Annotated in this window: 26 protein-coding genes; 19 read left to right on the top strand and 7 right to left on the bottom strand. The window is 71.1% G+C overall.

Annotated features, from left to right (window positions below):
- The first annotated feature begins 76 nt into the window (after window positions 1-76).
- Together HALOF300_RS20100 and HALOF300_RS20095 are read left to right on the top strand one after the other, a co-directional pair.
- Entirely contained in the window at window positions 77-523 is a 447-nt protein-coding gene (locus HALOF300_RS20100; protein WP_156742672.1) for a YdeI/OmpD-associated family protein, read from the top strand.
- A 97-nt stretch (window positions 524-620) separates the two neighbouring features.
- Window positions 621-929 carry a YbaY family lipoprotein gene (locus HALOF300_RS20095; RefSeq protein ID WP_156742671.1) on the top strand — a complete coding sequence of 103 codons (309 nt, stop codon included), beginning with the start codon at window positions 621-623 and terminating at the stop codon, window positions 927-929.
- Window positions 930-1,018: 89 nt separating this feature from the next.
- On the opposite strand, the gene HALOF300_RS20090 is transcribed toward HALOF300_RS20095, so the two are convergent.
- Both HALOF300_RS20090 and HALOF300_RS20085 read right to left on the bottom strand, forming a co-directional pair.
- Window positions 1,019-1,615, bottom strand: coding sequence for a GNAT family N-acetyltransferase (locus HALOF300_RS20090; protein WP_156742670.1), 597 nt, complete (start codon window positions 1,613-1,615; stop codon window positions 1,019-1,021).
- A 130-nt stretch (window positions 1,616-1,745) separates the two neighbouring features.
- The gene (locus tag HALOF300_RS20085; RefSeq protein WP_156742669.1) at window positions 1,746-2,423 is read right to left on the bottom strand and encodes a winged helix-turn-helix transcriptional regulator; all 678 of its coding nucleotides are present in this window, start codon (window positions 2,421-2,423) and stop codon (window positions 1,746-1,748) included.
- Between the two features lie 150 nt (window positions 2,424-2,573).
- Between HALOF300_RS20085 and HALOF300_RS20080 the strand changes: the two genes are divergently transcribed.
- Complete coding sequence (locus HALOF300_RS20080; protein ID WP_156742668.1) at window positions 2,574-3,413, top strand: class I SAM-dependent methyltransferase; 840 nt, start codon at window positions 2,574-2,576, stop codon at window positions 3,411-3,413.
- Here HALOF300_RS20080 and HALOF300_RS20075 read toward each other — a convergent pair.
- On the bottom strand, window positions 3,394-4,236 hold the full coding sequence (locus HALOF300_RS20075) for a DUF3626 domain-containing protein (protein WP_156742667.1): 843 nt from the start codon (window positions 4,234-4,236) through the stop codon (window positions 3,394-3,396). The two genes, HALOF300_RS20080 and HALOF300_RS20075, sit on opposite strands and share 20 nt — an antisense overlap.
- A gap of 185 nt (window positions 4,237-4,421) precedes the next feature.
- Between HALOF300_RS20075 and dhaK the strand changes: the two genes are divergently transcribed.
- The 8 genes from dhaK (at window position 4,422) to HALOF300_RS20035 (ending at window position 11,632) form a co-directional block, all read left to right on the top strand.
- Complete coding sequence (gene dhaK / locus HALOF300_RS20070; RefSeq protein WP_156742666.1) at window positions 4,422-5,429, top strand: dihydroxyacetone kinase subunit DhaK; 1,008 nt, start codon at window positions 4,422-4,424, stop codon at window positions 5,427-5,429.
- A complete protein-coding gene (gene dhaL / locus HALOF300_RS20065; protein WP_156742665.1) occupies window positions 5,429-6,094 on the top strand; it encodes a dihydroxyacetone kinase subunit DhaL in 666 nt (221 codons plus the stop codon). Before dhaK ends, dhaL begins: the two co-directional genes overlap by 1 nt.
- Window positions 6,091-6,795, top strand: a complete 705-nt coding sequence (gene dhaM / locus HALOF300_RS20060; protein ID WP_156742664.1) for a dihydroxyacetone kinase phosphoryl donor subunit DhaM — start codon at window positions 6,091-6,093, stop codon at window positions 6,793-6,795. The genes dhaL and dhaM overlap by 4 nt, the downstream gene beginning before the upstream one ends.
- A gap of 233 nt (window positions 6,796-7,028) precedes the next feature.
- A complete protein-coding gene (locus tag HALOF300_RS20055) occupies window positions 7,029-8,798 on the top strand; it encodes an MDR family MFS transporter (RefSeq protein WP_156742663.1) in 1,770 nt (589 codons plus the stop codon).
- A 19-nt stretch (window positions 8,799-8,817) separates the two neighbouring features.
- Complete coding sequence (locus tag HALOF300_RS20050; protein WP_231955639.1) at window positions 8,818-9,303, top strand: DUF4233 domain-containing protein; 486 nt, start codon at window positions 8,818-8,820, stop codon at window positions 9,301-9,303.
- Window positions 9,304-9,322: 19 nt separating this feature from the next.
- Window positions 9,323-9,751, top strand: coding sequence for a nucleoside-diphosphate kinase (gene ndk / locus HALOF300_RS20045; RefSeq protein WP_156742662.1), 429 nt, complete (start codon window positions 9,323-9,325; stop codon window positions 9,749-9,751).
- Between the two features lie 85 nt (window positions 9,752-9,836).
- Window positions 9,837-10,820: a hydroxyacid dehydrogenase gene (locus HALOF300_RS20040; RefSeq protein ID WP_156742661.1), complete on the top strand. Its 984-nt coding sequence runs from the start codon at window positions 9,837-9,839 to the stop codon at window positions 10,818-10,820.
- A complete protein-coding gene (locus HALOF300_RS20035; protein WP_156742660.1) occupies window positions 10,817-11,632 on the top strand; it encodes a sugar phosphate isomerase/epimerase family protein in 816 nt (271 codons plus the stop codon). Before HALOF300_RS20040 ends, HALOF300_RS20035 begins: the two co-directional genes overlap by 4 nt.
- Window positions 11,633-11,677: 45 nt before the next feature.
- Here HALOF300_RS20035 and HALOF300_RS20030 read toward each other — a convergent pair whose 3' ends face one another.
- Complete coding sequence (locus tag HALOF300_RS20030; RefSeq protein WP_156742659.1) at window positions 11,678-12,100, bottom strand: TIGR03668 family PPOX class F420-dependent oxidoreductase; 423 nt, start codon at window positions 12,098-12,100, stop codon at window positions 11,678-11,680.
- Between the two features lie 144 nt (window positions 12,101-12,244).
- Here HALOF300_RS20030 and HALOF300_RS20025 point away from each other — a divergent pair, with 144 nt between their 5' ends.
- On the top strand, window positions 12,245-13,756 hold the full coding sequence (locus HALOF300_RS20025; RefSeq protein WP_156742658.1) for a CoA-acylating methylmalonate-semialdehyde dehydrogenase: 1,512 nt from the start codon (window positions 12,245-12,247) through the stop codon (window positions 13,754-13,756).
- Window positions 13,757-13,793: 37 nt separating this feature from the next.
- Here HALOF300_RS20025 and HALOF300_RS20020 read toward each other — a convergent pair whose 3' ends face one another.
- Together HALOF300_RS20020 and HALOF300_RS20015 are read right to left on the bottom strand one after the other, a co-directional pair.
- Window positions 13,794-14,483 carry a response regulator transcription factor gene (locus HALOF300_RS20020; RefSeq protein ID WP_156742657.1) on the bottom strand — a complete coding sequence of 230 codons (690 nt, stop codon included), beginning with the start codon at window positions 14,481-14,483 and terminating at the stop codon, window positions 13,794-13,796.
- The gene (locus HALOF300_RS20015; protein ID WP_156742656.1) at window positions 14,480-15,688 is read right to left on the bottom strand and encodes a sensor histidine kinase; all 1,209 of its coding nucleotides are present in this window, start codon (window positions 15,686-15,688) and stop codon (window positions 14,480-14,482) included. Before HALOF300_RS20015 ends, HALOF300_RS20020 begins: the two co-directional genes overlap by 4 nt.
- Window positions 15,689-15,810: 122 nt before the next feature.
- On the opposite strand from HALOF300_RS20015, the gene HALOF300_RS20010 reads away from it, so the two are divergent.
- The 7 genes from HALOF300_RS20010 (at window position 15,811) to HALOF300_RS19980 (ending at window position 23,117) form a co-directional block, all read left to right on the top strand.
- Window positions 15,811-16,596: an ABC transporter ATP-binding protein gene (locus tag HALOF300_RS20010; RefSeq protein ID WP_156742655.1), complete on the top strand. Its 786-nt coding sequence runs from the start codon at window positions 15,811-15,813 to the stop codon at window positions 16,594-16,596.
- Window positions 16,581-18,278: a hypothetical protein gene (locus tag HALOF300_RS20005; protein WP_156742654.1), complete on the top strand. Its 1,698-nt coding sequence runs from the start codon at window positions 16,581-16,583 to the stop codon at window positions 18,276-18,278. The genes HALOF300_RS20010 and HALOF300_RS20005 overlap by 16 nt, the downstream gene beginning before the upstream one ends.
- A 24-nt stretch (window positions 18,279-18,302) precedes the next feature.
- A complete protein-coding gene (locus HALOF300_RS20000; protein WP_156742653.1) occupies window positions 18,303-19,154 on the top strand; it encodes a prephenate dehydratase in 852 nt (283 codons plus the stop codon).
- 4 nt (window positions 19,155-19,158) lie between these two features.
- Complete coding sequence (locus tag HALOF300_RS19995; RefSeq protein ID WP_156742652.1) at window positions 19,159-19,485, top strand: hypothetical protein; 327 nt, start codon at window positions 19,159-19,161, stop codon at window positions 19,483-19,485.
- 55 nt (window positions 19,486-19,540) lie between these two features.
- Window positions 19,541-19,774 (top strand): hypothetical protein, encoded by a 234-nt coding sequence (locus HALOF300_RS19990; RefSeq protein WP_156742651.1) that lies wholly within the window; start codon window positions 19,541-19,543, stop codon window positions 19,772-19,774.
- 132 nt (window positions 19,775-19,906) lie between these two features.
- The gene (locus HALOF300_RS19985; protein WP_156742650.1) at window positions 19,907-22,318 is read left to right on the top strand and encodes an ABC transporter permease; all 2,412 of its coding nucleotides are present in this window, start codon (window positions 19,907-19,909) and stop codon (window positions 22,316-22,318) included.
- A gap of 4 nt (window positions 22,319-22,322) precedes the next feature.
- Entirely contained in the window at window positions 22,323-23,117 is a 795-nt protein-coding gene (locus tag HALOF300_RS19980) for an ABC transporter ATP-binding protein (RefSeq protein ID WP_156742649.1), read from the top strand.
- Window positions 23,118-23,139: 22 nt separating this feature from the next.
- Here HALOF300_RS19980 and HALOF300_RS19975 read toward each other — a convergent pair whose 3' ends face one another.
- Window positions 23,140-26,898 carry a CBM96 family carbohydrate-binding protein gene (locus HALOF300_RS19975; RefSeq protein WP_156742648.1) on the bottom strand — a complete coding sequence of 1,253 codons (3,759 nt, stop codon included), beginning with the start codon at window positions 26,896-26,898 and terminating at the stop codon, window positions 23,140-23,142.
- Window positions 26,899-26,941 lie beyond the last annotated feature (43 nt).

Raw genomic sequence — 26,941 nt, 5'->3', positions numbered from 1 at the left:
ACGCACCACCACCCTTCTAGCCAGCAGGGCGGTGAGGGTCTGTTCTCGGCCGCAAGCAGTCGGCAAACTAGGGCGCATGCGATACACGACGACGATCCATCAGACCGGGAACAACACTGGCGTTCCAGTTCCGGAGCAGGTCATGGCAGGGCTGGGGCCGGCGAAGCGGCACCTTGTTGTCGTGACCATCAACGGTCACACGTACCGCAGTTCGGCCGTGTCCTATGAGGGTCAGTTCATGATCTCCCTGAGCGCGGCGAACCGTGCGGCTGCGGGTGTTGCCGGCGGCGACACGGTCGAGGTGGACGTCGTGCTCGACACGGAACCTCGTGTGACAGAAGTCCCGCCGGAGCTCGCGGCGGCGCTGGCGGAGGACCCCGCGGCCAAGTCCTTCTACGACTCGCTCTCGGCCAGCAAGCAGAAGCGCTTCACGCTGCCCGTGGCGGACGCGAAGACGGACGAGACCCGGACCAGGCGGGTCGAGAAGGCCATCACCGCGCTGCGCGACGGTCGGGTGCTCTGACGCCGGGCTCGAGTATTTACCGAACCGCTCGAGTGTCGGCCGCACCAATGGCCGATCACCTGAGCTCTCTGGGTGCGATCGGACCTACGATCACCAGATGACCTCCAACATCGTCACCGTCAACGGCACCGTCGGGATCCGGGAGCGCATCGCTCTCCCGGAGGGCTCGGTCTTCACGGTCAAACTGGTCGCCCACGACGGCGAGGTGCTCGCCGGGGCAGCCTTCGACGCGGGGGTGGGGGACGCGGACTTCACGCTCACCGTGGACGCAGCCGACGCCCCGAACCGGAAGAAGCTCGGCCTGTGGGCGAAGCTGACCTCATCGGTGGGCACCTGGGGCACCCCGGAGCTGGTCCACGTGTACGAGCCGCTGACGGACCTGCTCCTGGTCCGCGTGGAGAACTGACGAGCCCGTCTGGGAGCTGACCGCCTCGAGAGTGCGACTCCGCGGCTCATCCGGCGGATGCGCCGCATGATCGCACCCGTCAGGCCCGATCAGCCGGGGATCCGGTTCCGCAGTCGGTGCTCCAGGTTCGCCCTGACCGCGGGCCACTCCGCCCGCAGGATCGAGTAGAGGACCGCATCCAGCAGGGCGCCGTTGCGGAAGCGCCGGTTCGCGCGCAGCACGCCGTCCTGCTTCGCACCGAGCCGTTCGATGGCGGCCCGGGACTGGTGGTTCACCCACTGCGTGCGCAGGCCGACGCACTCGCACCCCAGGGTCTCGAACGCATGCTTGAGCAGCAGCAACTTCGACTCCGCGTTCGTGCCACTCCCGTGGGCCGAGGCCCGGTTCCAGGTGTACCCGATCTCCAGGCGTGGCACCGCAGGGTCCCAGTCGTAGTACGTGGTCATCCCGAGGACCGTCCCGTCCGGCCGGAGTGCTGTGAACGCCAGCATCTCGCCGCGAGCCTGACGCTCCAGTCGGCTCTCGATCTCCGCGGCCATCTCCTCCGGCCGGGGGATCGAGGTGTACCAGCGGTCCCACATCTGACCGTCCTGGACCGCGTCGACGAGGCCGTCGTGGTGCGCGGGGGAGAGCGGCTCCAGCCGAACCAGGTGGCCGGTCAGGGTGATTTGTTCGAGCGGCAACATGCGCCAAGGGGATCACGCCGGGCCGGAGCGGCTCCACTCGCCACGCCCGGCGAGCCTGCGACCACCCACCCGAGTCCAGCGGCCTCCCGGGAGCCAGCGGCCTCCCGGGAGCCGGCGACCACCCCAGGGCTCAGGCCCGGGCGGCGGCGACGTCGGCCAGGCGCATCTGCCCGAGCCAGCCCGGGATCGCCCGCCTGACGTCCGCGGGCCCTTCGACGGTGACGTCCCCCGAGCGCAGAGCTCCCTCCCATCGGGCCTCCCCGCGCCACAACCGAACCAGCGTGCGCAGGGTCGTCTGGACAGTGGCGATCGAACCGAATCCCGGGTCGTAGTCGCAGACGTCCACGTCGTCACCGGCGACCACCAACCACCATCCGCCGACCCGGTGCGGTAGGTCGGAGAGCCGGAACTCCAGCACCGTACGCGTCCGCGGCCACGCCGCCACGGGGATGGTCCGGCGCATATCCCAGAACAGCAGGTGCGGGTCCAGGTCGTCCTCGCCGAGGTCACCGACCCACCGCAGGCCCCAGACGCCGAGTGCCTCGACCACCTCCTGCAGGTCCAGCCCGGACTCGGTCAGGGCGTAGCTGACCTTGCCGCCCACCTCCACCCGGCGCACCAGGCCGGCCCGGTCGAGGCTGCGCAGGCGCTTGGAGAGCAGTGCCGGGGACATCTTCGGCAGCCCGCGGCGCAACTCGTTGAAGTGGCTGCTGCCGGAGATCAGCTCCCGGATGATCAGCAGCGTCCAGCGCTCGTCGAGCACTTCCATCGCCTTCGCGACAGGGCAGAACTGACCGTACGTCGCCATGGCGACCTCCTCGTCCTGCGCCAATTAGACGCCCGCGACGGCCCGCTGACCAGTACAGATCGTGAACCACCTCCGGTTCAGAGATGGCACTGGAGGCGCGGGTCCACCGGCCGCACCCTGGAATCTCCCCCAACGAAGGAGCGCCGAACCATGGCACAACCGATCACCACCTACCCCACCGACCGCGAACTCAAGGCGAAGCACCGCACCATGTGGGGCCTCGGCGCCTACGACCGGGTCGCCGCAGAGATCATCCCGTCACTGGGACCCGTGCTCGTCGAGGCCGCCGGCATCACCCCGGGGCAGCAGGTCCTGGACGTCGCCGCCGGCACCGGCAACGCCGCCGTCCCCGCGGCCCGCGTCGGCGCGCACGTGGTCGCGAGCGACCTCACCCCCGCCCTCCTCGAGATCGGCGAGCGGACCGTCGCCGGCACCGGCCTGGACCTGGACTGGCAGGAGGCGGACGCCGAGGCGCTTCCGTTCGACGACGGCGTCTTCGACGTCGTCCTGTCCTGCGTGGGCGTCATGTTCGCGCCCCATCACCAGGACGCCGCCGATGAACTCCTCCGGGTCACCCGCCCCGGCGGAACCATCGGGTTGCTCTCCTGGACGCCCGAAGGATTCATCGGCCAGATGTTCGCCACCATGAAGCCGTTCGCCCCGCCGCCCCCGCCCGGAGCCCAGCCCCCGCCGCTGTGGGGTCGGGAGGACCACGTCCGCGCCCTGCTCGGAGACGGCGCCGAGGTCCGGACGGCACAGCGCCGCACCCTCGTGGTCGACGCCTTCGCGGACGGCGAGGCGTTCCGCGACTACTTCAAGGAGACGTACGGGCCCACGATCGCGGTCTACCGCGCCATCGCTGCCGACCCGGAGAAGGTCGCCGCCCTGGACACCGCACTGGCCGGCCTCGGCGAGCAGTACGGGCGCGACGTCGGCGGGTCGTTCGGGATGGAGTGGGAGTACCTGCTGCTCACGGCGACCCGAACCTAGCGAGCAGGTGCCAGACTCGCTTGAGGTCCTGCTCGTCGTGGTTTCCATCGCGGGCGGCGGTACCGATCATGGTCGCGTCCAGAACGCCGTCGACGGCGAGGCGCAGCCCGAGTTCGACGAACCGCCGTCCGCGGTAGGCCGGGTGCGCCGTCAACTCCTCGGCGGTGATCCGGAAGCCGGGATGCCACTCGACCGCGCAGCCGAGCCGGGCAGCGTCGGACTCCACGGCGGTACCCCGGAAACAGGGGTCGAGCACCAGTGCCTCGACGTCGCCGGGGATCCGGACCGGCCCGTGCACGTGCGCCTCGATGCAATCGTCGAGCAGGTCGGCCGAGTCCGCATCGGCGATGGCGATCAGCGGCATCCGTTCGGCCACCCCGAAGTCGACCGGCTCCAGCACGCTGTCCGGATAGCAGAACGTGGTGCGGGCGTTGACGTCGGCGGTCAGCCGGAAGTGGGCGGAGCCGAAGCGCTGCGCGCCTCCCACGGCCCGACGGCGGTGGTTCAGTGCGCCGTACACCGGCCGCTGGTCAGGTGGTGCGTCGTCGTACGCGCTGCCGAAGAGGCGGCTCTCCCAACCCCAGCGTTCGCCGCCCGGGTGGGCGGTCAGCCCACCATTGCTCGTGCGGGTCTCGAACTGCGAGCGGTACCGGCCGTCGTCGGCCATCGCTGCCAGGATCGGACGCCCGTCGGCGAGCCGGTCCGGGTGGAACTGCAGGGTCACCCGCTGCTCCGACGCGAGCGGCGGCCCGGCGCGACGTTCAACCTGCGCAGCCACGTGCGCGAGCGCACGTCGCTGTGCCGGAGTGAGTGTGAGGGGCATCGCGAGGAGACTATGCCGCCGGCCGGCGCCCGCCCGTGCGCGGCGTCGGGTGGCGGGCGCACGTTGGTCCAATCGCTAGGCAAATCCGTGCCGAGAGGTACAGAGTTGGGAGCGCAGTGTCCCCTCCCAGTTCCATCCCCAGAGCCTTCGGCCGATCGCCGGGGCGCAGATGCGAAGGAGCAGTCATGAAGAAGTTGATCAACGACCCCCAGAACGTGGTCGCCGAGAGCGTCGAGGGCTTCGTGGCCGCCCATGCGGACCTCGTCATCGCCAGCGACAATCCCGAGGAGCTGTTCGTGTCCCGGGCCGGTGGGGCGGTCCAGGGCAAGGTGGGTCTGGTCAGCGGCGGCGGTAGCGGGCACGAGCCGCTGCACGCGGGCTTCGTGGGTGTCGGCATGCTCGACGCGGCGGTGCCCGGCCCGGTGTTCACCTCGCCGACGCCGGACCCGATCCTGGCCGCCACGAAGGCGGCCGACGGGGGCGCGGGCGTGCTGCACATCGTGAAGAACTACACCGGCGACGTGCTCAACTTCGAGACCGCCGCCGAGCTGGCCGACGCCGAGGGGATCAACGTCAGGGCCGTGGTCACCGATGACGACGTGGCCGTGCAGGACTCGCTGTACACGGCCGGCCGCCGGGGCGTGGCTGGCACCGTGCTCGTCGAGAAGATCGCCGGTGCCGCCGCCGAGCGCGGCGACGATCTGGACACCGTGGCCGAGATCGCCACCCGCGTGAACGCCGGAGCGCGCTCGATGGGCGTCGCGCTGACCGCCTGCACCGTGCCGCACGCCGGCAAGCCCTCCTTCGACCTCGGCGAGGACGAGATCGAGATCGGCATCGGCATCCACGGCGAGCCGGGCCGTCGGCGTATCCCGCTCGCCGGCGCGGACGAGATCACCGACCTGCTCCTGGGCCCGATCGTCGAGGACCTCGCCGTCACGAGCGGTGACCAGGTGCTCCTGTTCGTCAACGGCATGGGCGGGACGCCGTCGTCGGAGCTCTACATCGTCTACCGTCACGCCCGTGCCCAGCTCGAGGCCAAGGGCGTCACCGTGGCCCGCTCCCTGGTCGGCAACTACATCACCTCCCTGGAGATGCAGGGCGCGTCCATCACCGTGCTGCGCCTCGACGACGAGCTCACCGCCCTCTACGACGCTCCTGTGCACACCCCGGCGCTGCGGTGGGGCGTCTGATGGCGGACGTGCTGGACGTCGCCTGGGCGACCGAGTGGGTCCGCCGCAGTGCCGCCGTCGTCGGTGAGCACCGGATGGAGCTGATCGATCTGGACCGCGCCATCGGTGATGGCGACCACGGCGAGAACCTCGACCGCGGCTTCAAGGCGGTGCTGGTCAAGCTGGACAATCCGGACACCCCGAAGCCGGACTCGGTCGGCGACGTGCTCAAGCTGGTCGCAACCACGCTGATGTCCACAGTCGGCGGTGCGGCCGGCCCGCTGTACGGGACGGCGTATCTGCGTGCCGCCAAGGTCGCCGACGGCCCTACGGTCGACGCCGCCGGCGTCGCGGCACTGCTCGACGCCGCCGTCGGCGGCATCGTCGCCCGCGGCAAGGCCGAGGTGGGCGACAAGACCATGGTCGACGCGTGGACCCCTGCGGCCGCGGCCGCGCTGGCGGTCGCCGACGGCGGGGGGACGGCCACGCAGGCGCTGCGCGCGGCGGCGACGGCGGCCCGCACCGGTGCCGAGTCGACCGATCCGCTGGTGGCGCGCAAGGGCCGGGCCAGTTATCTGGGGGAGCGGGCCGTCGGGCACCGTGACCCGGGTGCGGAGTCCTCCGCCCTGCTCCTCGCGGTGGCCGCGGACGTCGCCGAGGCCGCCGGGGCCGGGGCGGCGGAGTGAGCGCCGCCACGGCGCTCGTGCTCGTCTCCCACTCCGCGCAACTGGCTGCGGGCGCCGTCGAGGTGGCCCAGCAGATGGCTCCGGACGTGGCCATCAGGGCGGCCGGGGGCACCGAGGACGGCCGGATCGGGACGAGTTACGACCTGGTCGAGCAGGCCGTCACGGCGCTGCTCGACGGCGGGGCGACAGCGGTCGCGATCCTCACCGACCTGGGGTCGGCAGCGCTCACGGCGGAGTCGGTCGTGGACGTGCTCGACGACGACCGCGTGGTCATGGTCGACGCCCCGTTCGTCGAGGGGGCGGTCGCGGCTGCGGTCGCGGCCCAGTCCGGCGGCGACGCCGCCGCGGTCGGCGCGGCCGCGCGCACCGCGATCGACTCGTTCGGCGACTCGGCGACGATCGGGGCGAGCACCACGGCGGGCGACGTCGCCGTGGAGGCCGCGGACGCCGTCGAGCGCTCCGTTGTGCTGCGCAACCGGCTCGGGCTGCACGCCCGGCCTGCGGCCACCCTGGCCCGCAAGGCAGCGGACTTCGACGCCGAGGTGACCCTGAACGGGGTGGACGCGGCCAGCGTGCTGGCCCTGATGGGACTGGGCCTGACCGGCGGTGCCGAACTGCACCTGCGTGCCACCGGGCCGCAGGCCGCGCAGGCCCTGGAGGCGATCGTGGCGGACGTGGAGGCCGGCTTCGGCGAGGAGTGAGCCGGGGAGGTGGGCCGGAGGTGACGGGCGGATGTGGCGAACGCCACAGCCGCCGCTCCCTTGTACCGACGCCGATACCGCCGGTCGTCCACCCTTGGTCTGACCCGGCAGGGACACAATTCCCCATGTCGGACGACCCGCCGGCCGTCGGCATCGCGCACTATTGATCTGATCGGTGCGCCCTGCCCGCCGGGCCTGCCCGCTCCGCACGAGAACCGAACGTCGAGGAATCCATGGCACACGCCCCCACGCTGACCGATGACAAGCCGAAGATCATCCTGAACCAACGGATGGTCTGGCTCATCTTCGGCGCGCTGATGGCCGGGATGTTCATGTCCTCGCTGGACCAGTCGATCATCGGCACGGCGATGCCGACGATCGTCGGCGAGCTGAGCGGCGTGGAGCATCAGGGCTGGCTCGTCACGATCTACATCCTGTCGCTCGCGGTCGTGATGCCGCTGTACGGGAAGTTCGGCGACATCTGGGGCCGGCGGTGGCCGTTCCTCGTCGCCATCGCGCTGTTCACGATCGCCTCGGCGGGCGCCGGGTTCGCCCAGGACTTCAACCAGCTGGTGATCTGGCGGGGCGTCCAGGGCCTCGGCGGTGGTGGCCTGATGATCCTCTCGCAGGCGATCATCGCGGACATCGTCCCGGCCAGGGACCGCGGCAAGTACATGGGTCCGATGGGTGCGCTGTTCGGCATCTCGGCCGTGATCGGCCCGCTCCTCGGCGGCCTCTTCACCGAGAACGCGGACTGGCGGTGGTGCTTCTGGATCAACATCCCGATCGGGATCGTCGCGTTCGCGATCGGCTGGTTCACGCTGAAGCTGCCGAGCCACCGGTCCGGTCGGCGGATCGACGTCGGCGGCATCGTCTTCATGGTGCTGGCCACGTCCGGGCTGGTGCTGGCCACCAGCTGGGAGAGCTGGAGCGGCTCGCGGGGCTACGACTGGAGCGACCCGCTCCTGCTCGGCCTGGTGATCGGCACCGTCGTCTCGGCGGTGCTGTTCGTGATCATCGAGAACCGGGTCACGGACCCGCTGCTGCCGATGCACCTGTTCAGGAACCGTACGTTCTCGATCTCCACGGCGGTCGGGCTCATCATCGGGGCCGGTATGTTCGCCGCCCTCGGATTCCTGCCCACGTTCCTGCAGATGTCCACCGGCGCCGGGGTCACCGAGTCCGGATTCCTGCTGCTGCCGATGATGGTCGGCGTCATGGTCACCGCGATCGGATCCGGTCTCGCGATCACGAAGATCGGCCGGTACCGGATGTTCCCGATCGCCGGCATGGCGATCGCGACTCTCGGCCTGATCTGGCTGACCCGGATCACCGGGGACATGTCGATGGTGCTGTTCGGGGCGATGATCTTCACGCTCGGCGCCGGGCTGGGCCTGGTGATGCAGACGATCGTGCTCGCGGTGCAGAACTCCGTGGACCCGCATGAGATCGGCACGGCGACCAGCGCCAACAACTTCTTCCGGGAGATCGGCGCCGCCGTCGGGGCCGCGCTGTTCAGCACGATCTTCACGACCCGCCTCGTGGACAACCTCAACGAAGGACTCGCCACGATCCCGCCCGACGAGCTGCCCGCGGACGGGCTCGGCATCGAGACCCTCACGCCCGGGGTCGTGAACCAGCTGCCCGACGCCCTGAAGGAACTCGTCGTGAACAGCTACGCCGAGTCGCTGGCGCCGTCGTTCTGGGCGTTCGTGCCCCTGCTCGCGTTCGGGTTCGTGCTCACCCTGTTCCTGCGCGAGGTGAAGCTGTCCGACACTGCCGGCATGGTCGCCCGCGGCGAGGCCGTGGTCGAGGGTCCGCCGCATAACCACGGGCACTGGCACGGTCACCACGTCGCCGAGTCCGACGAGGACGCGGGGGCGGACCAACCGGCCCGTGAGCACGGGCCCGCGAAGCACAGATCCGGCGAGCGCAGGTCCGGCGAGCACGGACCCGGTGGTTCGGTCGACGAGACCGAGGACGCGGGCTCTCGCAGCCGGTGAGCCGGACTAGCCTGGGGTGGTGACCACGCCCGCCGCCCACGTGCCGAGCCCCGACGACCAGGCCGCGTCCGCCGTCGACGGTGTCCGCGAAGCGCCCCCGGCCACCGGATCCGGCACCGCCCCGCCACCCGCTCGGCGACCGCAGCGTTCGGCACGGCTGATCTTCTGCCTGACCGTGCTGACCCTCGAGGTGTTCGTGGTCTTCTTCGCCACCCTCGTGGCGTTCGGGCTGCAGCTCTCCGAGCCGGGGGTGGCCTGGGCCGTCGGTGGCGCCGGAATGCTCGTGTGCATCGTGGCGGCCTACCTGCAGAAGTACCCGATCGGGCTGGTGGCCGGGTACGTGGTCCAGGCGCTGCTCCTGCTCAGCGGCATCCTGGTCCCGATGATGCTCGTGATCGGCATCGTGTTCGCCGCCATCTGGGTCACGGGAGTGTGGCTCGGCGGGAAGATCGACGCCGAACGCCTCGAGCGGCTGCGTGCCGAGCGTGCCGCCGCGGCATCCTGACGCCACTACTGTGAGTGCCATGACGACCAGCACCGAGCGCACCCTCATCCTGATCAAGCCCGACGGCGTCCGGCGCGGTCTCGTCGGCGAGATCCTCCGGCGGGTGGAGGCGAAGGGGTACACCCTCACCTCCGTCGAACTCCGGACCGCCGCCGACGACCTCCTGGCCGCCCACTACGCCGAGCACGAGGGCAAGCCGTTCTACGCCCCGCTCGTGGAGTTCATGGGCTCAGGCCCGGCGCTCGCCGCGATCGCCGAGGGTAACCGCGTGATCGAGGGCTTCCGCGCGCTCGCCGGAGCGACCGACCCCACCGCGGCGCTGCCGGGCACCATCCGCGGCGACCTCGGTCGCGACTGGGGTCTGAAGGTGCAGCAGAACCTGGTGCACGGCTCCGACTCCGTGGAGTCCGCCGAGCGTGAGATCGGGCTCTGGTTCCCAGGTCGCTGACCACTCGCGGCCTCGAACAGGCGCCTCGGGACGGGTGACGACGCCCTCCTGTGACACGACACCTTCACGGACCGCAGGGGGAATCTTGACCAACCCGACCATCCTGATCGACCTGTTGCCGGACCTGCGGCGTGACCTGTTCGGTCCGGCGCGGATGGCGAGGCTGGCCGAGCTCGGCGACGTGTTCGCACCCGATCTCAGGGTGGCGGCCGAGCAGCGCCTGGAGTACGACATCGTCGTCACCGGGTGGGGCTCCGCGCGGTTCCCGGACCGGTTGCTGCCGGAGGATCGTCTTCGGATGATCGCGCACAGTGCGGGGACGATCCGCAAGGTCGTTCCCAGGGCGCTGGTGACGGACGGTGTCCGGGTCAGCCAGGCGGCCTCGGGGATGGCCGTCTCGGTCGCCGAGCTGGCCCTGTACCTGACGCTGTCCCTGATGCGGAACCTCGCCCAGGTCGATCGACACATGCAACGGGGCGACTGGGCCGGCGCGTCGGGATTCGGCCTTGGCCGCACGATCGCGGGCACCCGGATCGGCGTGATCGGAGCGAGCAGGGTCGGCCGCGCCTACATCGAGCGCCTGACCGGGATGGGCGCCGAGGTGGTCGTCACCGACCCCTACCTCACTCGCCGGGAGGCCGAGGCGATGGGCGTTCAGCTCTGTGACCTCGACGAGTTGCTCCGGTCCTGTGCGGTCGTTGCCCTGCACGCTCCGGTCACCGACGAGACCCGCGGGATGCTGACGGCGCGGCGGCTCGCGCTGATCCCGGACGGCGGCATCCTCGTCAACACGGCCCGGTCGGCGGTCCTGGACAGCGGGGCGCTGCTCTCGGAGTTGCGCAGCGGTCGACTGAGTGCGGCGCTCGATGTCTATGACGTGGAGCCGTTGCCGGCCGACGACCCCTTGTGGACGTTGCCGAACGTCCTGCTGACGCCACACATCGGCGCCGTGACGACCCATTCGCGGGCGATGCAGGGCGATGTGGTGGTCGACGAGATCGACCGGTTCGTGGCGGGTGCGCCGCTGGCCTTCGAGGTCACGGACCTGACGTATGACCGCCTCGCATGAACCGGATCCTGGCGTACTCGACCCTGGGTGAACCAGGGATGGACGTCTCGACGGTGATCTCGCGTGCGGGCATCGCCGGCGCGGTCGGCCTCGAGCTTCGGGTGGCGCCGGGCGAGGTCCTCACGCTCGGCTCCGGCACGGCAACGGCGCGGGCGCTGGGCGAGCGGCTCCGGGCCGCAGGACTGACGGTGCTGGCGCTGAACTCCTACGTCGCCCTGGCCTCCGTGCAGGACCCGATCGCGGTCGACGGCGATCTCGGCCATCTCCTCGACCTCGCCGACGCCGTCGGTGCAGCAGGCGTTCGCGTGTTCGTGAAGCGCCCCGAGCAAGCGTCGGCAGCCGACGGTGACCGTTTCGCCGTCGAGCGGCTCGGACGTGTGCTGGGCAGCGCCGCCACCGGTCCGCGGGTGCTCATCGAGACGCACGACTCCCACTCGACCGGAGCCTCGGTGCCGGCCCTGCTGGATCGGCTGCCCCAGTCGATCGCTGACCGGGTGGGCGTCATCTGGGACACCGCGCACACCTGGTCGGCAGGGGAGGATCCGGCTCGAAGTGCGGCCCTGTTGCGCCCCTGGCTCACTCACGTGCAGGTCAAGGATGTCGCCGACCGGGCCGATCCACGACCGGTGGAACTGGGGACCGGTCGGTTCCCCGTCCAGGAGCTCGGCGACGCCCTCGACGGGATCGGTTACGACGGGCCCGTCAGCCTCGAGTGGGAGCGCACCTGGCACCCTGGGCTGCCGCCGCTCGCGCTGGCCCTCGAACACCTGCGTGTCTGGGCGGCACCATTGCTCCCGGAGGGGGCGACGTGAGCCACTCTTCGAACGCGGCTCGTCCGTGGCGTCGGCCGTGGGTGGTCAGGCAGTCGCGACCCAGCCGGACCAGCGGGTGACTTCCGCGATCACCGCCGGTCCGGCGGGCGGGCGAGCCGCGTACTGCGGGTGGCGGGCCACGAGCGCCTCGATGGCGGCGTCGAACTCCGGTCCTGACGTGACCACGCGCGCCTGCGCATCCGCGCGCACCCACCAGAGCCGGCTCCAGTCCGCCTCGTAGTGATCGGCGAGGAAGCCAACTCTCGGGTTGGCCGCGATGTTCGCGAGCCTGCGCAGCGCACGGGAGCGCTTGGGCTTGTGGTCCACGGCATGCACGACGGCGTCGCCCACGAGAGCGTGCACCACCGGCACGAGGTGGGGTACGCCGACCGCGTCCGCCGTGGCGAGATACGCGTGCGGTACCGCGTCAAGTCGACTCCTGCACTCCTGTGGACTCAGCGCCGTCATAGGGACTCAGTACCACGCCGACGGTGCCGGCCGCTCGCGCGACGTCGGTGCAGGGCGAGCACCGGCCCAGAACGACCACGTCAAGGGGGTGACGTGGTGCGCGTGCGGAGGTAGAACTGGGGGTACCCCAACGAGGAGGACCCCATGAGCGCACCCACTGTGGAGCACGTGATCAACGGCCAGCGGCGTAGCACCGGCGGCGATCCCATCGACGTCACCGATCCCGCCACCGGCCGGGTGATCGCCGTGATCCCGGCGGCCGGTCAGGCCGAGCTGGACGAGGCCGTCGCCGCGGCGCAGGCGGCGTTCGACCAGTGGTCGCAGACGTCGCTCACCAAGCGGGCGGGGGTGCTGTTCGCGTTCCGGGAGCAGGTGGCGAGCCGGCGCGCGGAGATCGAGGAGATCATCTCCCGCGAGCACGGCAAGACCCGCCCGGACGCCGCGGGGGAGATCACCCGTGGGCTGGAGATCATCGAGTTCGCCTGTGGGCTGCCGCAACTGCTCCAGGGCACCTACGCCGACCAGCTCTCCACCGGGGTGGACACCTACGCCTACCGGGAGCCGCTCGGGGTGTGCGCCGGGATCACGCCGTTCAACTTCCCGGCCATGGTGCCGCTGTGGATGGCCCCGATCGCGATCGCGGCCGGGAACTCGTTCATCCTGAAGCCCTCCGAACGGGATCCCAGTGCGTCGCTGAAACTCGCCGAACTCTGGGCCGCGGCAGGACTGCCCGACGGCGTGTTCTCGGTTCTGCAGGGCGGGCCGGCTCTGGTCGATGCGATCCTCGCGCACCCCGGCATCGAGGCCGTCTCGTTCGTCGGCTCCACCCCGATCGCCAAGCACGTCTACGAACGCGGCTCCGCACACGGTAAGCGGGTGCAGGCTCTCGGCGGCGCCAAGAACCACGCCGTCGTGATGCCGGACGCCGACATCGACGAGGCAGCCGACCACCTCGTCGCGGCCGGCTACGGGTCCGCCGGGCAGCGGTGCATGGCGATCTCCGCCGTCGTCGCCGTCGGCACCGAGGAGGAGACCGGGCCGCTGATCAAGGCGATCGCCGAGAAGGGCAAGGCCGTCGTGGTCGGGCCCTCGACCAGCGAGGACTCCGAGATGGGTCCCGTCATCACGGCCGCATCCCGAGACCGGATCCTCTCGATCATCAGCGAGACCGAGGCCGAGGGCGCCCAAATCGTGCTAGACGGCCGGGACCTGTCCGTCCCCGGCCACGCCGAGGGCTACTTCGTGGGGCCGACCCTGATCACCGGGATCGACCGGTCCTCGCGGGCGTACACCGAGGAGGTGTTCGGGCCGGTGCTCGTGGTCCTGCGCGCGGCGGACGTCGACGAGGCCATCCGGATCGTGAACGAGGGTCCGTACGGCAACGGGGCTGCCATCTTCACCTCGTCCGGCGCGGCGGCGCGCAAGTTCCAGCGTGAGGTGCAGGCCGGGATGGTAGGCATCAACGTGCCGATCCCGGTGCCGGCCGGGTCGTTCTCGTTCGGTGGGCGTAAGGCCTCCCTGTTCGGTGACACCCATGTCTACGGCCGCGAGGGACTGAACTTCTACACCCGCGCCAAGGCCGTCACCAGCCGGTGGCCGGACAGCGCGCTGCGGCCGGCTGCCTCGCTCGCGTTCCCGTCGGAGCCCCGGCACTGACGTCTCGGTCGGGACTCGCGACGACGTCGCCGTCCCGTCAGTGTGTGAGCCCGGGTCGGTCACCTCCGTCGTGCCCCGCGCCGCGCTGACGCGCCTCGTGCGCGGCGATCGCCAACTGCACCCGGTTGTCCAGCTCGAGCCGCGCCAACGCGCTCGAGATGTGGGCCTTGACGCTGCCGACCGAGAGGTAGAGCCGCTCGGCGATGTCGCCGTTCGACAGTCCGTCGGCGACCGCCAGGGCCACCTCGCGTTCCCGTTCGGTGAGACCGCTCAACGGGTCGGGAAGAGGCTTCGGGTCCGTCCGGGTCGTCGCGTGCTGAACCAGCTGGCCGAGCACCGCCGGTGAGATCGTGGCGTCTCCCGCGGCCGCGGCGTGGATGGCCGTCACGATCTGTTCCGGGGCGGTGTGCTTGAGCAGGAACCCCGTGGCCCCCGAACGCATCGCATCCAGGACCACCGAGTCGGTGTGGAACGTGGTCAGCACGATGACGGCGGGTGGATCGGGATCCAGCGCCCGCAGGTCCCGCAGCGCGCGAACTCCGTCCAACCGTGGCATCCGCACGTCCAGCAGGACCACATCGGGACGGTGCTGCGCGACGGCCTCGGTGAGTTCGTCGCCGTCCGCGGCCTCGCCCACGACGTCGATCGACGGGCTGCCACGCAGCATCAGCCGTAGCCCGGCGACCACGAGCGGGTCGTCATCGACGAGCAGTACCCGGATCGTCATCGCGCCTCCAGCGGTAGTTGCGCCCACAGGCGGAAGGTCCCGTCCTCGATGTTCGCCTCGAAGCAACCGTCGTCGATGCGGACCCGTTCGTCCAGACCGGTCAGCCCGTTGCCGGGCGGCGGCAGGTCCAATCCGGTCACGCCGGGCGGTACCGCGTTCGCCACCGTCACCTCGACGGTCCGATCGGTCTGCCGGATCCGAACGGTGACCGGGGCGTGCGGCGCGTGCTTGCGTGCGTTGGTGAGCGCCTCCTGGACGATGCGGTACAGGGTGCGCTGGGAACTGTCCCGGATCGCCGCCGGGCGGGCATCGCTGACGTAGTCGACCTGCTGGCCGACGGCGGTGGCCTCGGTGATCAGCTGTTCGAGGTCGGCGAGGTGGGGCTGAGGCACCGCCGTGGTCAGCGCGTCGTCGCTGCGCAGGAGACCGAGCAGCTCGCGCAGGTCCTCCACCGCGGCCGCGGCGTTGCTCCGGATGATGCCGGTTGCTGCCCGGATCTCGGCGAGGTCCGGAGGCGTCGGGGACGTCGCGCGGTACTCGAGGGCGCCGGCATGCACGGACAGGAGCGACAGCCGGTGGGCGAGGACGTCATGCATCTCCCGCGCGATGCGTTCGCGTTCATCGCGCCGTGCGTTCGCGAGCCGTTCCTCGTACCGCTCGCGCTCCCGGTCCACGTTCTCGCGCAGCCCGGCGATGACCTCCCGCCGGGAGCGCCTCAGCAGCCCGAGGCACAGGCACAGCAGGTACAGCAACGGGATCATGATGATCCACACCGCCCATGGCAGACCGGGGATGGGCACTACCGCGTGATACGGCAGGGCCGTCGCGATGTGCGCTCCCGTCAGGGCGAGAGCCGGCCAGCGCCGCCCGAACAGTCCCATCCGGTAGACCGAGGCGAGCACCGGGAAGCCGGCCGTGATCGCGAGCGCGCCGGGGATGATCATGATGGCGCCGACGACGAGTGGGAAGCGGCGGGTCCACCACAACAGCACGCAGGCGACCGCTCCGAGGACCCAGTCGACCGGCCACCACCAGCCTTCGATCTGTGGATGCACCCCGGGTATCCCGTTGTAGCCCCACGACGCGAGTGCGACCACGAACAGCGCGCTGTCGGCCACCAGATCCCCGGTGCTGCGTCCGGCGGCCGGGGAGAGCCGGGCGGCCAGACGGCGCCAGGTGGGCGTCGTCGACTGTGCTGGGGGCATGGTCAGATCCTACGAACGCGTCCAGCCAGCGGTGGGATCCCGCCGCGGCCCTGGCCGAAAGGCACCCAGCTCTGGCCGGTCGGCCGAAGACAGGGCCGGGCCGGCCGGTGTGTGCTCGGACCATGACTTCGACACCTGACGCGCCGGACGTGCCGGCGCTGGAACTGCGCGGCCTGCGACGGGAGTTCGGCGAGAAGGTCGCCGTGGACGATGTGGACCTGGCGGTGCCGGCCGGATCCTTCTTCGGGATGGTGGGCCCGAACGGGGCAGGCAAGACCACCGCCCTGTCGATGGCGGTCGGGTTGTTGCGCCCGTCGGCAGGGCAGGCCCTGGTCCAGGGCGTGGACGTGTGGTCGGACCCGGTGGAGGCGAAGCGACGGCTGGGCGTGCTGCCCGACGGTCTCGCGCTTCCGGAGCGGCTCACCGGCGGTGAGCTGCTCACCTACTGGGGGCGGTTCCGCGGGATGCCGCGCGATGTCGTCGCCGCCCGGGCGCAGGAACTGCTGCGTATCCTGGAACTCGGTGAGGCCGAGCAGCTCGGCACGTTGGTGGGGGAGTACTCCACCGGGATGCGCAAGAAGATCGGCCTGGCGACGGCGCTGCTGCACACTCCGAGGGTGCTGGTGCTGGATGAGCCGTACGAGGCCGTGGATCCGGTCAGCGCCCGGGTGCTGACCCGGATCCTGCGACGGTTCACCCAGACCGGCGGGTCGGTGATCATCTCCAGCCATGTGATGGCACTGGTCGAGCAGCTCTGCGACCGGGTCGCGATCGTGGCCGACGGCCGGGTCGCCGTCGAGGGCACCCTGGACCAGGTGCGCGCCGGTTCGACGCTCGAGGACCGGTTCGTCGAACTTGTCGGCGCACCGGAGCCGGACGAGGAGGAGCTGGCATGGATCGGGGGCTGATCTCGCTCAAGTTCGCGATGCTGCGCAACTCCTCCGCGGGGATGCGCAAGGCGGGCTGGGTGGTGGGCGCGCTCCTGGTCGCCGCGACCTGGGCGGCCGCGGCGCTCGCGGCCGACGACGGCGTGCGCCACTCGACGCTGACGCTCGTGTTCGCCATGTGGGCCGTCGGGGCGATGCTCGGGCCGGTGATAATGAGCGGCGCGGGCGTGCTCCGGCCGGACTACTTCACGCTGCTGCCCGTGACCCGCGCCGCACTGGGCCGCGGGCTGCTGGTCAGCGTGTTCGTGGGCGTCGCGGCCGCCTATGTGCTCGCGGCGCTGCTCGCCGGCACCTGGCACGCGGTGGCACTCTCGCCGGCGACGGCGGTGCTCGCCGTCGTCGGGGCGGCCCTCACCTGGATCTTCGTGATCACCCTGTCCCGGCTCACCTACGGCGCCCTGGGCGCGGCGATGCGCAGCAAGCTCGGCATCGAGATCGCCGGGGTCCAGTTCGGGATCATGTTCGCGATGATGTTCACCGGATGGATCGTGGTGTCGGTGGCGGTGCAGTCGGTCCCGGTGCTGCTGCGTGAGGGGCTGCCCGCCGGTCCGATCACCACGGTTCTCGACGCCGTGCCGACATCCTGGGGCCTGCTGGCGATCGAGGCGGGCGCCGCGGGCCGGATCGGCACCGCAGTGGCCTGGCTGGTGGCGCTCGCCGCCCTGGATGCCGTCATGGTGGTCGCGACCGTGCTGCTCCTGGTGCCACGCTCGCAGCGGATCACGGCGCGCCGGGGCCGGCCACGGTCGGTCCGGCTGGTGGCCGGACGCGGGCTGCTGCCGGCGACCCCCACCGGCGCCGTGATCGGCAAGGAGATGCGCCAGTGGCGCCGCGACCCGTGGCGTGCCCTCGAGTCCAGCACCGGTCTGTGGAGCGGGGCCATCATCGGCCTGTTCGCGCTGCTCGCCGGCTACACGGCGCCCCTGGCGGCTTTCTCGGGTGTCATCGTCGCGCTGATGCTCGGCCTGGCCGGCTGCAACCTGTACGGGCAGGACGGCTCCGCCGTCTGGCAGAACGTCGTCGGCGAGTCGGCGGACTCGGTGCGCGCCGACGTCCGGGGCCGGCAGTGGGCCATGGCGCTGATCTTCCTGCCACGGGCGGTCGTGGTCTCCGTGGTGTTCCTCGTCCTCGGCGGTGCGTGGTGGGCCGCGCCGTACGTACTCGCGCTGGTTCCGGCGGCGATCGGGGCGGCCGCGGGGGCCGCGGTCCTGGTCTCGGCCGTCGGGGTCTCGCCGGGCGTCGACCCGCGCCGCCGGGTCGGCCCGAACGACGCGAACGGCAACATCGCGATCCACGTGTGGGCGTCCATGGTCATGATGGCCGTCGGCTTGGCACCCACGGCCGCGATGATCGTCTGGTCGGCGGTCAGTGGGTCTCCGTGGGTCGTGGTGGCGACGGCGGTGGTCGGCGTGGCCAACGGGTTCGCCGCGGCGTGGCTGTTCGGCCGGATCGCGATCGGGTACCTGCGCACCCGGATGGTCGACGTGTTCAGCCGGATCCGGTACGGCCGCATCTTCCGGGACGCCGGGACGGGGGTGCTGGACTGGCTGGAGACGCGGACACTCGCCGGTGAGGTGCAGATGCACAAGCAGAAGCAGGAGGAACGCGACCGCAAGCTGGAGCGCTCCGGCGCGGACCGCTGAGCGCGGCATGGGAAACTGCTTGTCGTGAGCAAGGGACGTATCGCATATCAGGGCGAGCCGGGCGCCAACTCGGACATCGTGTGCAAGCAGCACTATCCGGAGTGGGAGGCCGTGGCGTGCGCGTCCTTCGAGGACGTGTTCGCGGCCGTCGAGCACGGCGACGCCGACCTCGCGCTGATCCCGATCGACAACTCGCTCGCCGGGCGGGTCGCGGACATCCACCACTTCCTGCCCACCTCCGGGCTGCACATCATCGCAGAGCACTTCCTGAGGATCAGGTTCAACCTGATGGCGATCCCCGGGGCCTCCCTTGACACGATCCGGACGGTGCACAGCCACGTGCACGCCCTCGGGCAGTGCCGCAACGTGATCCGCGCGCTGAACCTGACGCCGGTGATCGCCGGTGACACTGCCGGCGCCGCCCGGGAGGTGGCCGAGGCCGCCGATCCCACCATGGCTGCCATCTCACCGCCGCTGGCGGCCGAGATCTACGGGCTGGAGATCCTCGCCACGGACGTGGAGGACGAGGACCACAACACCACCCGGTTCGTGGTGCTGTCCCCGGAACTGGTCCGGGCGTCGGCCGGCAACGGGCCGGTGGTGACGAGTTTCATCTTCAACGTGCGCAACCTCCCGGCCGCCCTCTACAAGGCGCTCGGCGGCTTCGCCACGAACGGCGTCAACATGACGAAGCTGGAGAGCTACATGGTGGGCGGGGAGTTCGCCGCCACCCAGTTCCTCGCGGAGGTCGACGGCCACCCCGACGAGATCGGGTTGGCGCGCGCCCTGGAGGAACTGGAGTTCTTCACCACCGAGGTGAAGATCCTCGGCGTCTACCCTGCGGACGACTACCGCCAGCATCAGCCCAGGAGGTGACGGCATGCGGCGGGTCGGCCCGGAAGCTGACAGCGGCGGCACGGCCGGCGGCGTGGTGCCGAAGTGGTTCGACATCCTGCTCCGGGCGCAGGCGCTTGGGATCCTCGGCGCCATCCTGACCGGCCTCCTCCTGACGTTCGTGGGCCTCCCGCTGGCCCGGGACGTGTTCCGGTTGGGGTGCGGCCCCGCTCTGCCTTCGGGGGACCACGTGTGCGCGGACGGGCTCGGTTACGGGGCCGGCGGGTTGTTGTGCTGCGCGCTGGTGGCGGTCGTCGTCTTCGCCGTGACCTCTCTCCGCGGGGCCAGGGCGCGACGGATGCCTCGCGAGTAGTGGCGCCGTCCGCGTCGTCGGTCCACTATGGGTGGACCCGAGTCGAGGAGGAGTCATGAGCACACTTCCCGGTCACGAGTCCTGGCGCGACGCCGGTCTCGTCGAGGACGACGAGACGGACCCGAAGAACCTCGTCGAGGAGATCGCGCACCCGGACCCGCGCGGCGTGGGGGAGGACTACCACCCCGGGACCGCGCGTCCCGACCTCGACGACCTCGCCGAGGAGGCGGACGTGGTCGACCAGTCCGTCGTGGTGCCCGACGAGGACGCGGACACCGAGGGCGACTGACGCACCGGGGCCGCCGCCGACCGGGGCCGGCCACCCTGATGCGGAACCCCCGACCTGGTCCTGATCACGATCAGGGGCGGTTCAGGGGCACCACCGATACCCGCGGGCACGCTGGCCCGCGAGGCTTGAGGCATGAACCCCAGCCAGGGGCACGTCCTGAGCCGGCTCACCCGGAACGCCATCCGGCGCAACCCGACGACCGCCGTCGTCCTGGTGCTGTTCGTGGCGCTGTCCGCCGCGCTCGCGAGCTCGGCGGGAGCACTTGTGGTCACCGTGACCGGGGCGAGCGCGTCGCTCATGCAGCAGGCCCGCACCCCGCATTTCCTGCAGATGCACGCCGGGACCCTCGATGCCGAGCGGATCGCCGCCTTCGCCGTGGCGAACGACCTGGTCGACACCCACGCCGTCGTGGAGATGCTGAACGTGGACTCCTCCGCGATCCGGATCACCGGAGCAGGCACCGACACCACGCTCGCGCCGGGGCTGCAGGACAACTCGTTCGTGACCCAGAACGCGCAGTTCGACCTGCTGCTGGACACCGACGGCGCGGTCATCGACCCCGCACCCGGCACCGTCTGGCTGCCGTTGTTCTACCGCGAGCTGCTCGACCTCGAGCAGGGTCAGCGGCTCACCGTGACCGGCCCGAACGGCGCCGTGCACCTGACCGTGGCCGGGTTCCTGCGGGACTCCCAGATGAACTCCTCGTACGCCTCGTCCAAGCGGCTGCTCGTCGCGCCTGCCGACCTCGAGCGGCTGACCCACGCCGTGGGCCAGGCGGGCGCCATCGAGTACCTCATCCAGTTCCGCCTCACCGATGTCGCCGCCGTCGGCCAGTTCGAGACGGAGTACCGGGCCGCCGGACTCGAGGCCAACGGGCCCACGATCACCTGGACCCTGTTCGTCCTGGTCAACTCGCTCTCCGGCGGCATCACCGCCGCCATCGTCATCCTGGTGACGGTGCTCCTCGTCGCGATCGCCCTGCTCTGCATCCGGTTCACGCTGCTCACCACCCTCGAACGGGACTACCGGGAGATCGGGATCCTCAAGGCCATCGGCGTCCGTGATCGCGACCTCCGGCGGCTCTACACTCGCCGATACCTGGTGCTCGCGGCGGTCGGCGCCGTCGTCGGGCTGGTTGGTTCGCTCGCCCTGAACCGGGTCCTCCTCGCGGACGTCCGACTGTTCCTCGGACCCGCCGGGCGGACCGTGCCGTCGCTGCTGCTCGGCGTGGCGCTGAGCGCGCTGATCGTCGCCGTCGTGGGGCTCGCGGTGCGACGCACGCTGGGTCGCCTACGGGCAGTCTCGCCGGTCCAGGCGATCCGGACCGGCGCCCCGGTCGCCGTGGCCTCGCGCCGGCGCCCCGCGCGGCTGCTGTCCGCGCTCGGTGAGCGCCCCGGGACCCCGATACGCCTCGGCCTGCGCGACGTGCTGCGGCGTCCCGCCCTGTATGCGGTGCCCCTGGTGATCTACGCCCTGGGCGCGTTCATCCTGATCCTGCCGCAGAACCTGCACACCACCGTGACCGCGCCGGACTTCATCACCTACATGGGTGCCGGCGTCAGTGACCTGCGGGTCGATGCCCAGGCCGGTGCGGCCGCCGACCGGGTCGCCGACCTCGACCGCGACCTCGCGCAGGACCCGCAGGTGGCCAGCCACGCCGTGTTCACCACGGCCTCCTACACGGCCCTCGATACCGATGGCGTGCCCGCCACCGTGAAGATCGAGTCCGGTGACCTCGCCGCGTTCCCGCTGACCTACTCCGATGGCGCCGCGCCGACCGCCGACACCCAGATCGCCCTGTCCCGACTGCAGGCCGATACCCTCGGCGCGGCCGTGGGGGACCGTGTCTCGGTGACGCCGGTGTCGGCCGGCGCCGCGGGGGTGTCTGGGCCGCTCCCGCCGCTCGACCTGACCGTCACCGGCATCTACCAGGACGTCACCAATGGTGGGCACACCGCGAAGATGGTCGCTCCGCACACGAGCGCCGACCTCATGTGGACCACCCTCTACGCCGACTTCGCGCCGGGGGTGGACGTGCCTGCCGTGATCGCCGGCTACGCCGAGTCCTATCCCGACCTCGAGGTCAGTTCCGTGCGCGACTATGTCGACGCCACGATGGGCGGCACCATCGACGCCCTGCGCACCGTTGCGATCGCGGCGCTCGCGATCGGACTCGCCGTGGCCGCGCTGATCACGGCCCTGTTCATGAGGCTGCTGATCGTGCGTGACGCCTTCGGGATCGGCGTGATGCGCGCACTCGGCTTCCGCGACGGCCACGTGCAGACCCAGTACGTGGTCCGGTCCGCGGCGGTGCTCGCCGCAGGCGTGCTCCTCGGTGCGGTCGGCGCGAAGGTGCTCGGCGGCGGCCTCGCCGGGATGTTCCTCTCGGGCATCGGCCTGTCCGAGTTGCGCCTGATCGCGGACCCCTGGCTCGCCTACGCCGCCTCCCCGCTCGTGCTCCTCGCCGTCGTCGCCGTCGCCACGCTGGCGAGCTCCCGGCCGGGCACCCGCCTCGCCATCTCAACCACCATCAAGGACCAGTGAGGACATGCCGATCATCACCACCGTTTCGCAGACCGGCACCGGCCCGGCGCTGCTGAGCGCCCGCGGCCTCAGGAAGAGCTTCACCCTCGACGGCCAGCACGCCGAGGTGCTCCGCGGCGTCGACCTGACCGTCGCCGAGGGCGAGTTCGTGACCGTGATGGGCCCGTCCGGCTCAGGCAAGTCGACCCTGCTCTTCAGCCTCTCCGGGATGGACCCGGTCGACGCCGGGACCGTGCGGCTCGAGGACGTCGAACTCACCGCGCTGGGCCCCGACGAGCTCGCCGATCATCGCCGGAAGCACATGGGGTTCGTGTTCCAGCAGCCCACGCTGCTGCCGGATCTCGGTCTGCTCGAGAACATCGTCCTGACCAGTTCCCTCGACCGGGTCGGCACCACCGCGGACCGCGTCGCCCGGGCGAGGGAGCTCATGACCAGGGCTGGGGTCTGGGACCTGCGGGCCAGGATGCCGGCCCAGGTCTCCGGCGGTCAGCTGCAGCGGGCCGGTATCTGCCGGGCCCTGATGCGCCGGCCGCGGATCATCTTCGGCGACGAGCCCACCGGGGCGCTCAACCGCGACTCCGCCGAGCAGATCCTGGACCTGCTCACCGAGCTCAACCGCGACGGCACCACCCTGCTGGTCGTCACCCATGACGTGCGCGTGGCCGCACGAGCGGACCGGGTGGTCTTCATGATCGACGGCAGGATCGCCGACGAGCTGACCCTCGACGGTCGCGGCCCGGTCGCCGATCCCGCCCTGGTGGACGCCGTCATCGCGCGGATGCGCGGTTTGGGTATCTGAGCCGGCAACCGAGCGAGCTCGGTCACCCGCACTCCGGCTGCGCGACCCGGACGTCGCTGTCGATGATGACCGTGACCGACTCCGCGGAGCACGCCAGGGTGCCCACCACCTCGGAGTCGAGCAGGGCCAGCGTGCCGCCGGGGGCCAGGGCGGTGACCGGCCCTCGAACCGTGCTGGCCTCCACCCACATCGAGGAGGAGTCACCGGACAGTTGCACCGGACCGTTGATGGTCGTGTCCGCCACGATCACGGAGCCCGCGGCGGGCACCGTGACCGGGCCGGCGATCGTGGACCCCTCGATCCGGACGGACGTGCCGTCCGCTGCGGTCACCGGCCCGCGCACGTCGGCGTCGACGATGCAGGCCATCGACCCCGTCAGGGCGACTGCGCCGGAGGTCGATCCGGTCACCGTGGACGTGCACGCCGTCGTCTCGGCCCAGTGCAGGACGAGCGAGGGGCCGCCCTCGCCGCGCTCGCGGGACCACACGGACGTGCCGAAGGCCTGCGTGTCCTGAGCGTTCTGCAGCAGCGCGAAGCCGAGGCTCGCCCCACCCTCGCCGAGAGCCGCGGACACCGCGCCGGTGACGTCGATGCTCACCGGGGCCGGCTCGCTGCCCGCCGTGAACTGCCCGACCGCGGTGCCGACGGCGGGGCGTGAGTTCCAGGTCAGGTCCGCCTCGGTCCAGTCCGCTGCGGCCGTGCTCACGTCGACCAGCATGGTCCGGTCCGTGGTGACCCCCGCCGTGAGGACGAGTTCGGCACGGACGAGGTCCCGACCATCGAGCGGTTCGAGGTCGAACGCGAGGTACGTCTCGCGGTTGAAGCCGGCGTTGTTGCCGCTCGGGTCCCGCTTGACCGTCATCGAGGCGGCCGTGCCGTAGGAGGTGTCGGCGTAGGTGCCGTCCCGCACGTACCCGTCGCGGGCGGCGGTCAGGGTGCTGGTGCCGGGATCGGTCACGGCCACGGTGGCGCGTCCGCCCACCAGGGTCCCGGTCGGTGAGCGCCAGAGCGCGGTCAGGAGCGTCGATCCGACGGAGCGGGCCACCACCACGCCGTCGCTCGTGAACTCGGCGACGTCGGGGTCGGAGGACCGCAGGGACGCCGCGGTCAGATCCAGTGGGACGGTGGTTGCGTCACTCATCGTGACGGTGAGCGCCGGGCTGTCCACCGTCTGCGGGTGCAGGTTCAGGGCGCCGGAGCCGATCGCGATCGCGACCGGGTCGGGGGCGGCGGGTTCGGTCTGCGGCCACTCGCCCTCGGCCGTGCTGATCCGGAGTTCGGACAGGCTCATCCACATGTTGGCGTTGTTGCCGTGGGCGAGGATCCGGACGTAGCCGGCCCGGACCGGCTCGAAGGTGACGTCCTCCAGGTCCAGCGTCGTCCCCGAACTGGCACCCGACCACACGGTCGACCACTGCTCGCCGTCCAGCGAGGTCTGCACGTCATAGCTGTACACCCGAGCGTTGCCCATGCTCCAGGCGACCCGGACGCCGTCCACCGTCGCCGTCTCGGGGAGGTTGGCGCGCAGCCACTGACCGTCTCCCTGCGCCGACCAGAACGTTCCGAGATCGTCGTCGACCGCATTCGACGTCGGGTTCGTGCCGACGATGCTCCCGGTCAGTGGGCCGCTGTACGGCCGGGTCAGGTGGACCTCGTACCGCGTCTGGCAACCGTCACCCGACGGTCCGACGCATACCACGGCCGTTCCGGGCAGCGCGTCCGGCATCTGCACGTCGACCTGGTCGGTGCCGGTGCTCGGGACCGCCTCGATCACGCCGAGGTCCGTCGTCTCGAGCACGAGGGTGCGGGCGTCGGCGGAGAAGCCCGGGATCGTCACGCCGTCGTGGGTGAGATCGCTCAGCGTGGCCGCCCCGGTGGCAGGCACCGTCCAGTCGGCCAGGTCGGTCACGGTCGGCACCGGTTCGCCTGCCCCGCCGACCGGTAGCGGCTCGAGCAGGATGGACAGGCGCAGGTCGGTGACCCCGGGCAGGTGCACGGTCAGCTTGGACTGGCCGTTGGCCGCCTGCCCGTCCGGGTCGGGCGAGGTGGGCAGCGGCTCGGCGGCCATCACCGAGAACTGCGCCTGCGCCGGGGCGTCGACCAGCCGGGCGAGCAGTTGCCGGCCCTCGATGGTCAGCACGGCACTGCGTCCGTCGTCGGCGATCTCGACGTCCGCCGAGGTGTGCATGAACCACCACGCCTCGACCGGGGCGGTCGAGCTCAGCTCGTCCTGGACGACCACCCTTGACCGGCTGTCGATCATCGCGACACCGCGCTGCCAGGAGGTCACGCCCTGGTCGGCGTAGGCCTCGGTGAGGTCCGCGACCGCGAACGCGCCGGCGGGCGAGTCCTCCTGGGCGACGATCCGGCCGGCCGCCGCAACCGACTGGTCCGGTCCCGGTCCGGGGTTGATGACCAGGGTGTTCTGGCCCTCCGCGCGCTTGCGGTAGTAGGTCCAGCGTTCGCCGTCGGGTCCCGTGCTGAAGTAGCCCGGCAGGCTGTAGGAGTCGGCACCGAGCTCGTCCGCCCAGCGGGTGCCGAGGGCATCGAGGACGAAGGTGCCCATGTCCAGGTCGCCGTGGTTGTTGCTGTTGTCACCGGCCTTGAACCCGGTGAACAACGCCGTCGGGGTGCTCCACGCCGAGCGCGACAGGACGGTCTCGGTGCCGCTGAAGTACCGGTCGAGGGGCATCTCGGTCTGCGCCGGGGTGGCCCGCTCGGACAGGCCGTACCAGAGCAACGCCTGGGGGTTCGCGGGCACGCTCAGCCCTTCGTCGGCCCACCACGCGTACCCGGGCTGGTCGTACCGATCCGCCAGCCAGTAGGCGGCAGGCGGGCCGCCGTACGTCGAGGACGCATCGGAGTAGTTGAACGTGCGTCCGGATGGGCCGGCCATGTACATCGAGAAGTCGACCGTTCCGGACAGCCCGGGCGCGTCGGAGATACCGAAGTCGTCGCCGACAGCGGTGCCGAGGCTGGCCAGGTAGGGCACCAGGTAGCGGGTGGCGTAGTCCCAGTACGTCGGGCCTTCGGGGTACCCGCCGTCCGGGGCGTACTCGTCGAGGGCCGGCCCGACGTGGGAGAGCCCGAGCTGCAGCAGTGACTCGGCCCGCTCGGGTTCGACATCGGCGAGGGCGAGCGCCGCGATGCCGATGCCGCTGGTGCACACGATTGACCAGTTGCTCGTCGTGGTGGTCCAGGACGCGCCCGCATCGTAGCCGGCCTGGGCCGGCTCGAAGCCGTGCGTGACCATCGCGGTCTCGAGCACGCCGCGCTGCTCGGCGGTCAGGGCCGGGTACAGCCAGTCGTACCCGATCGCGAACGCGTGCAGCATCTCGGCCACGGACAGGAAGCTCTCCGGGTTCCAGTCCGGGAACTGCGCCGCGGCTGCCAGCTCCGCGTACGCCCGGTCCACGAAGCGGGTGTCCTCGGTCAGCCGGTAGGAGAGGCTGAGCACGTAGGTCCGGTTGAGGATCGTCCGCACGGGGGTGAGCAGACTGCGCCCGTCCGGGAAGTCATAGATCGTCACCGGGGCGACCAGGAGCGTCTCGGCCTGCCCGAGGACATCATCGGCCAGCGTCGCGGCGGTGTCGTCCGTGGCGATCCACTCCTGTACGCCGGTCAGCGCGGCGTCGTCGAGGATCAGCCGTGGGTGGTCGGTGCGGACCAGATCGACGACGCTCTCGGGCGCCTCCGGCGTGAAGCCGGGATCGGCCGCGGCGGTTCCGGCCACGGCCAGCGACGTCGCGACCATGGTCAACGCGGTCGCGACCGACGTCACGACTCTCGCTCGAACTGTCCTCACTCGAAGCCTCCGTTGCTTC

The organism is Occultella aeris (genome assembly GCF_902703175.1).
Taxonomy (GTDB): Bacteria; Actinomycetota; Actinomycetes; order Actinomycetales; family Beutenbergiaceae; genus Occultella; species Occultella aeris.
The sequence above is the reverse complement of the archived record's forward strand: the minus strand, read 5'-3'. Positions and strand labels throughout refer to the sequence as shown.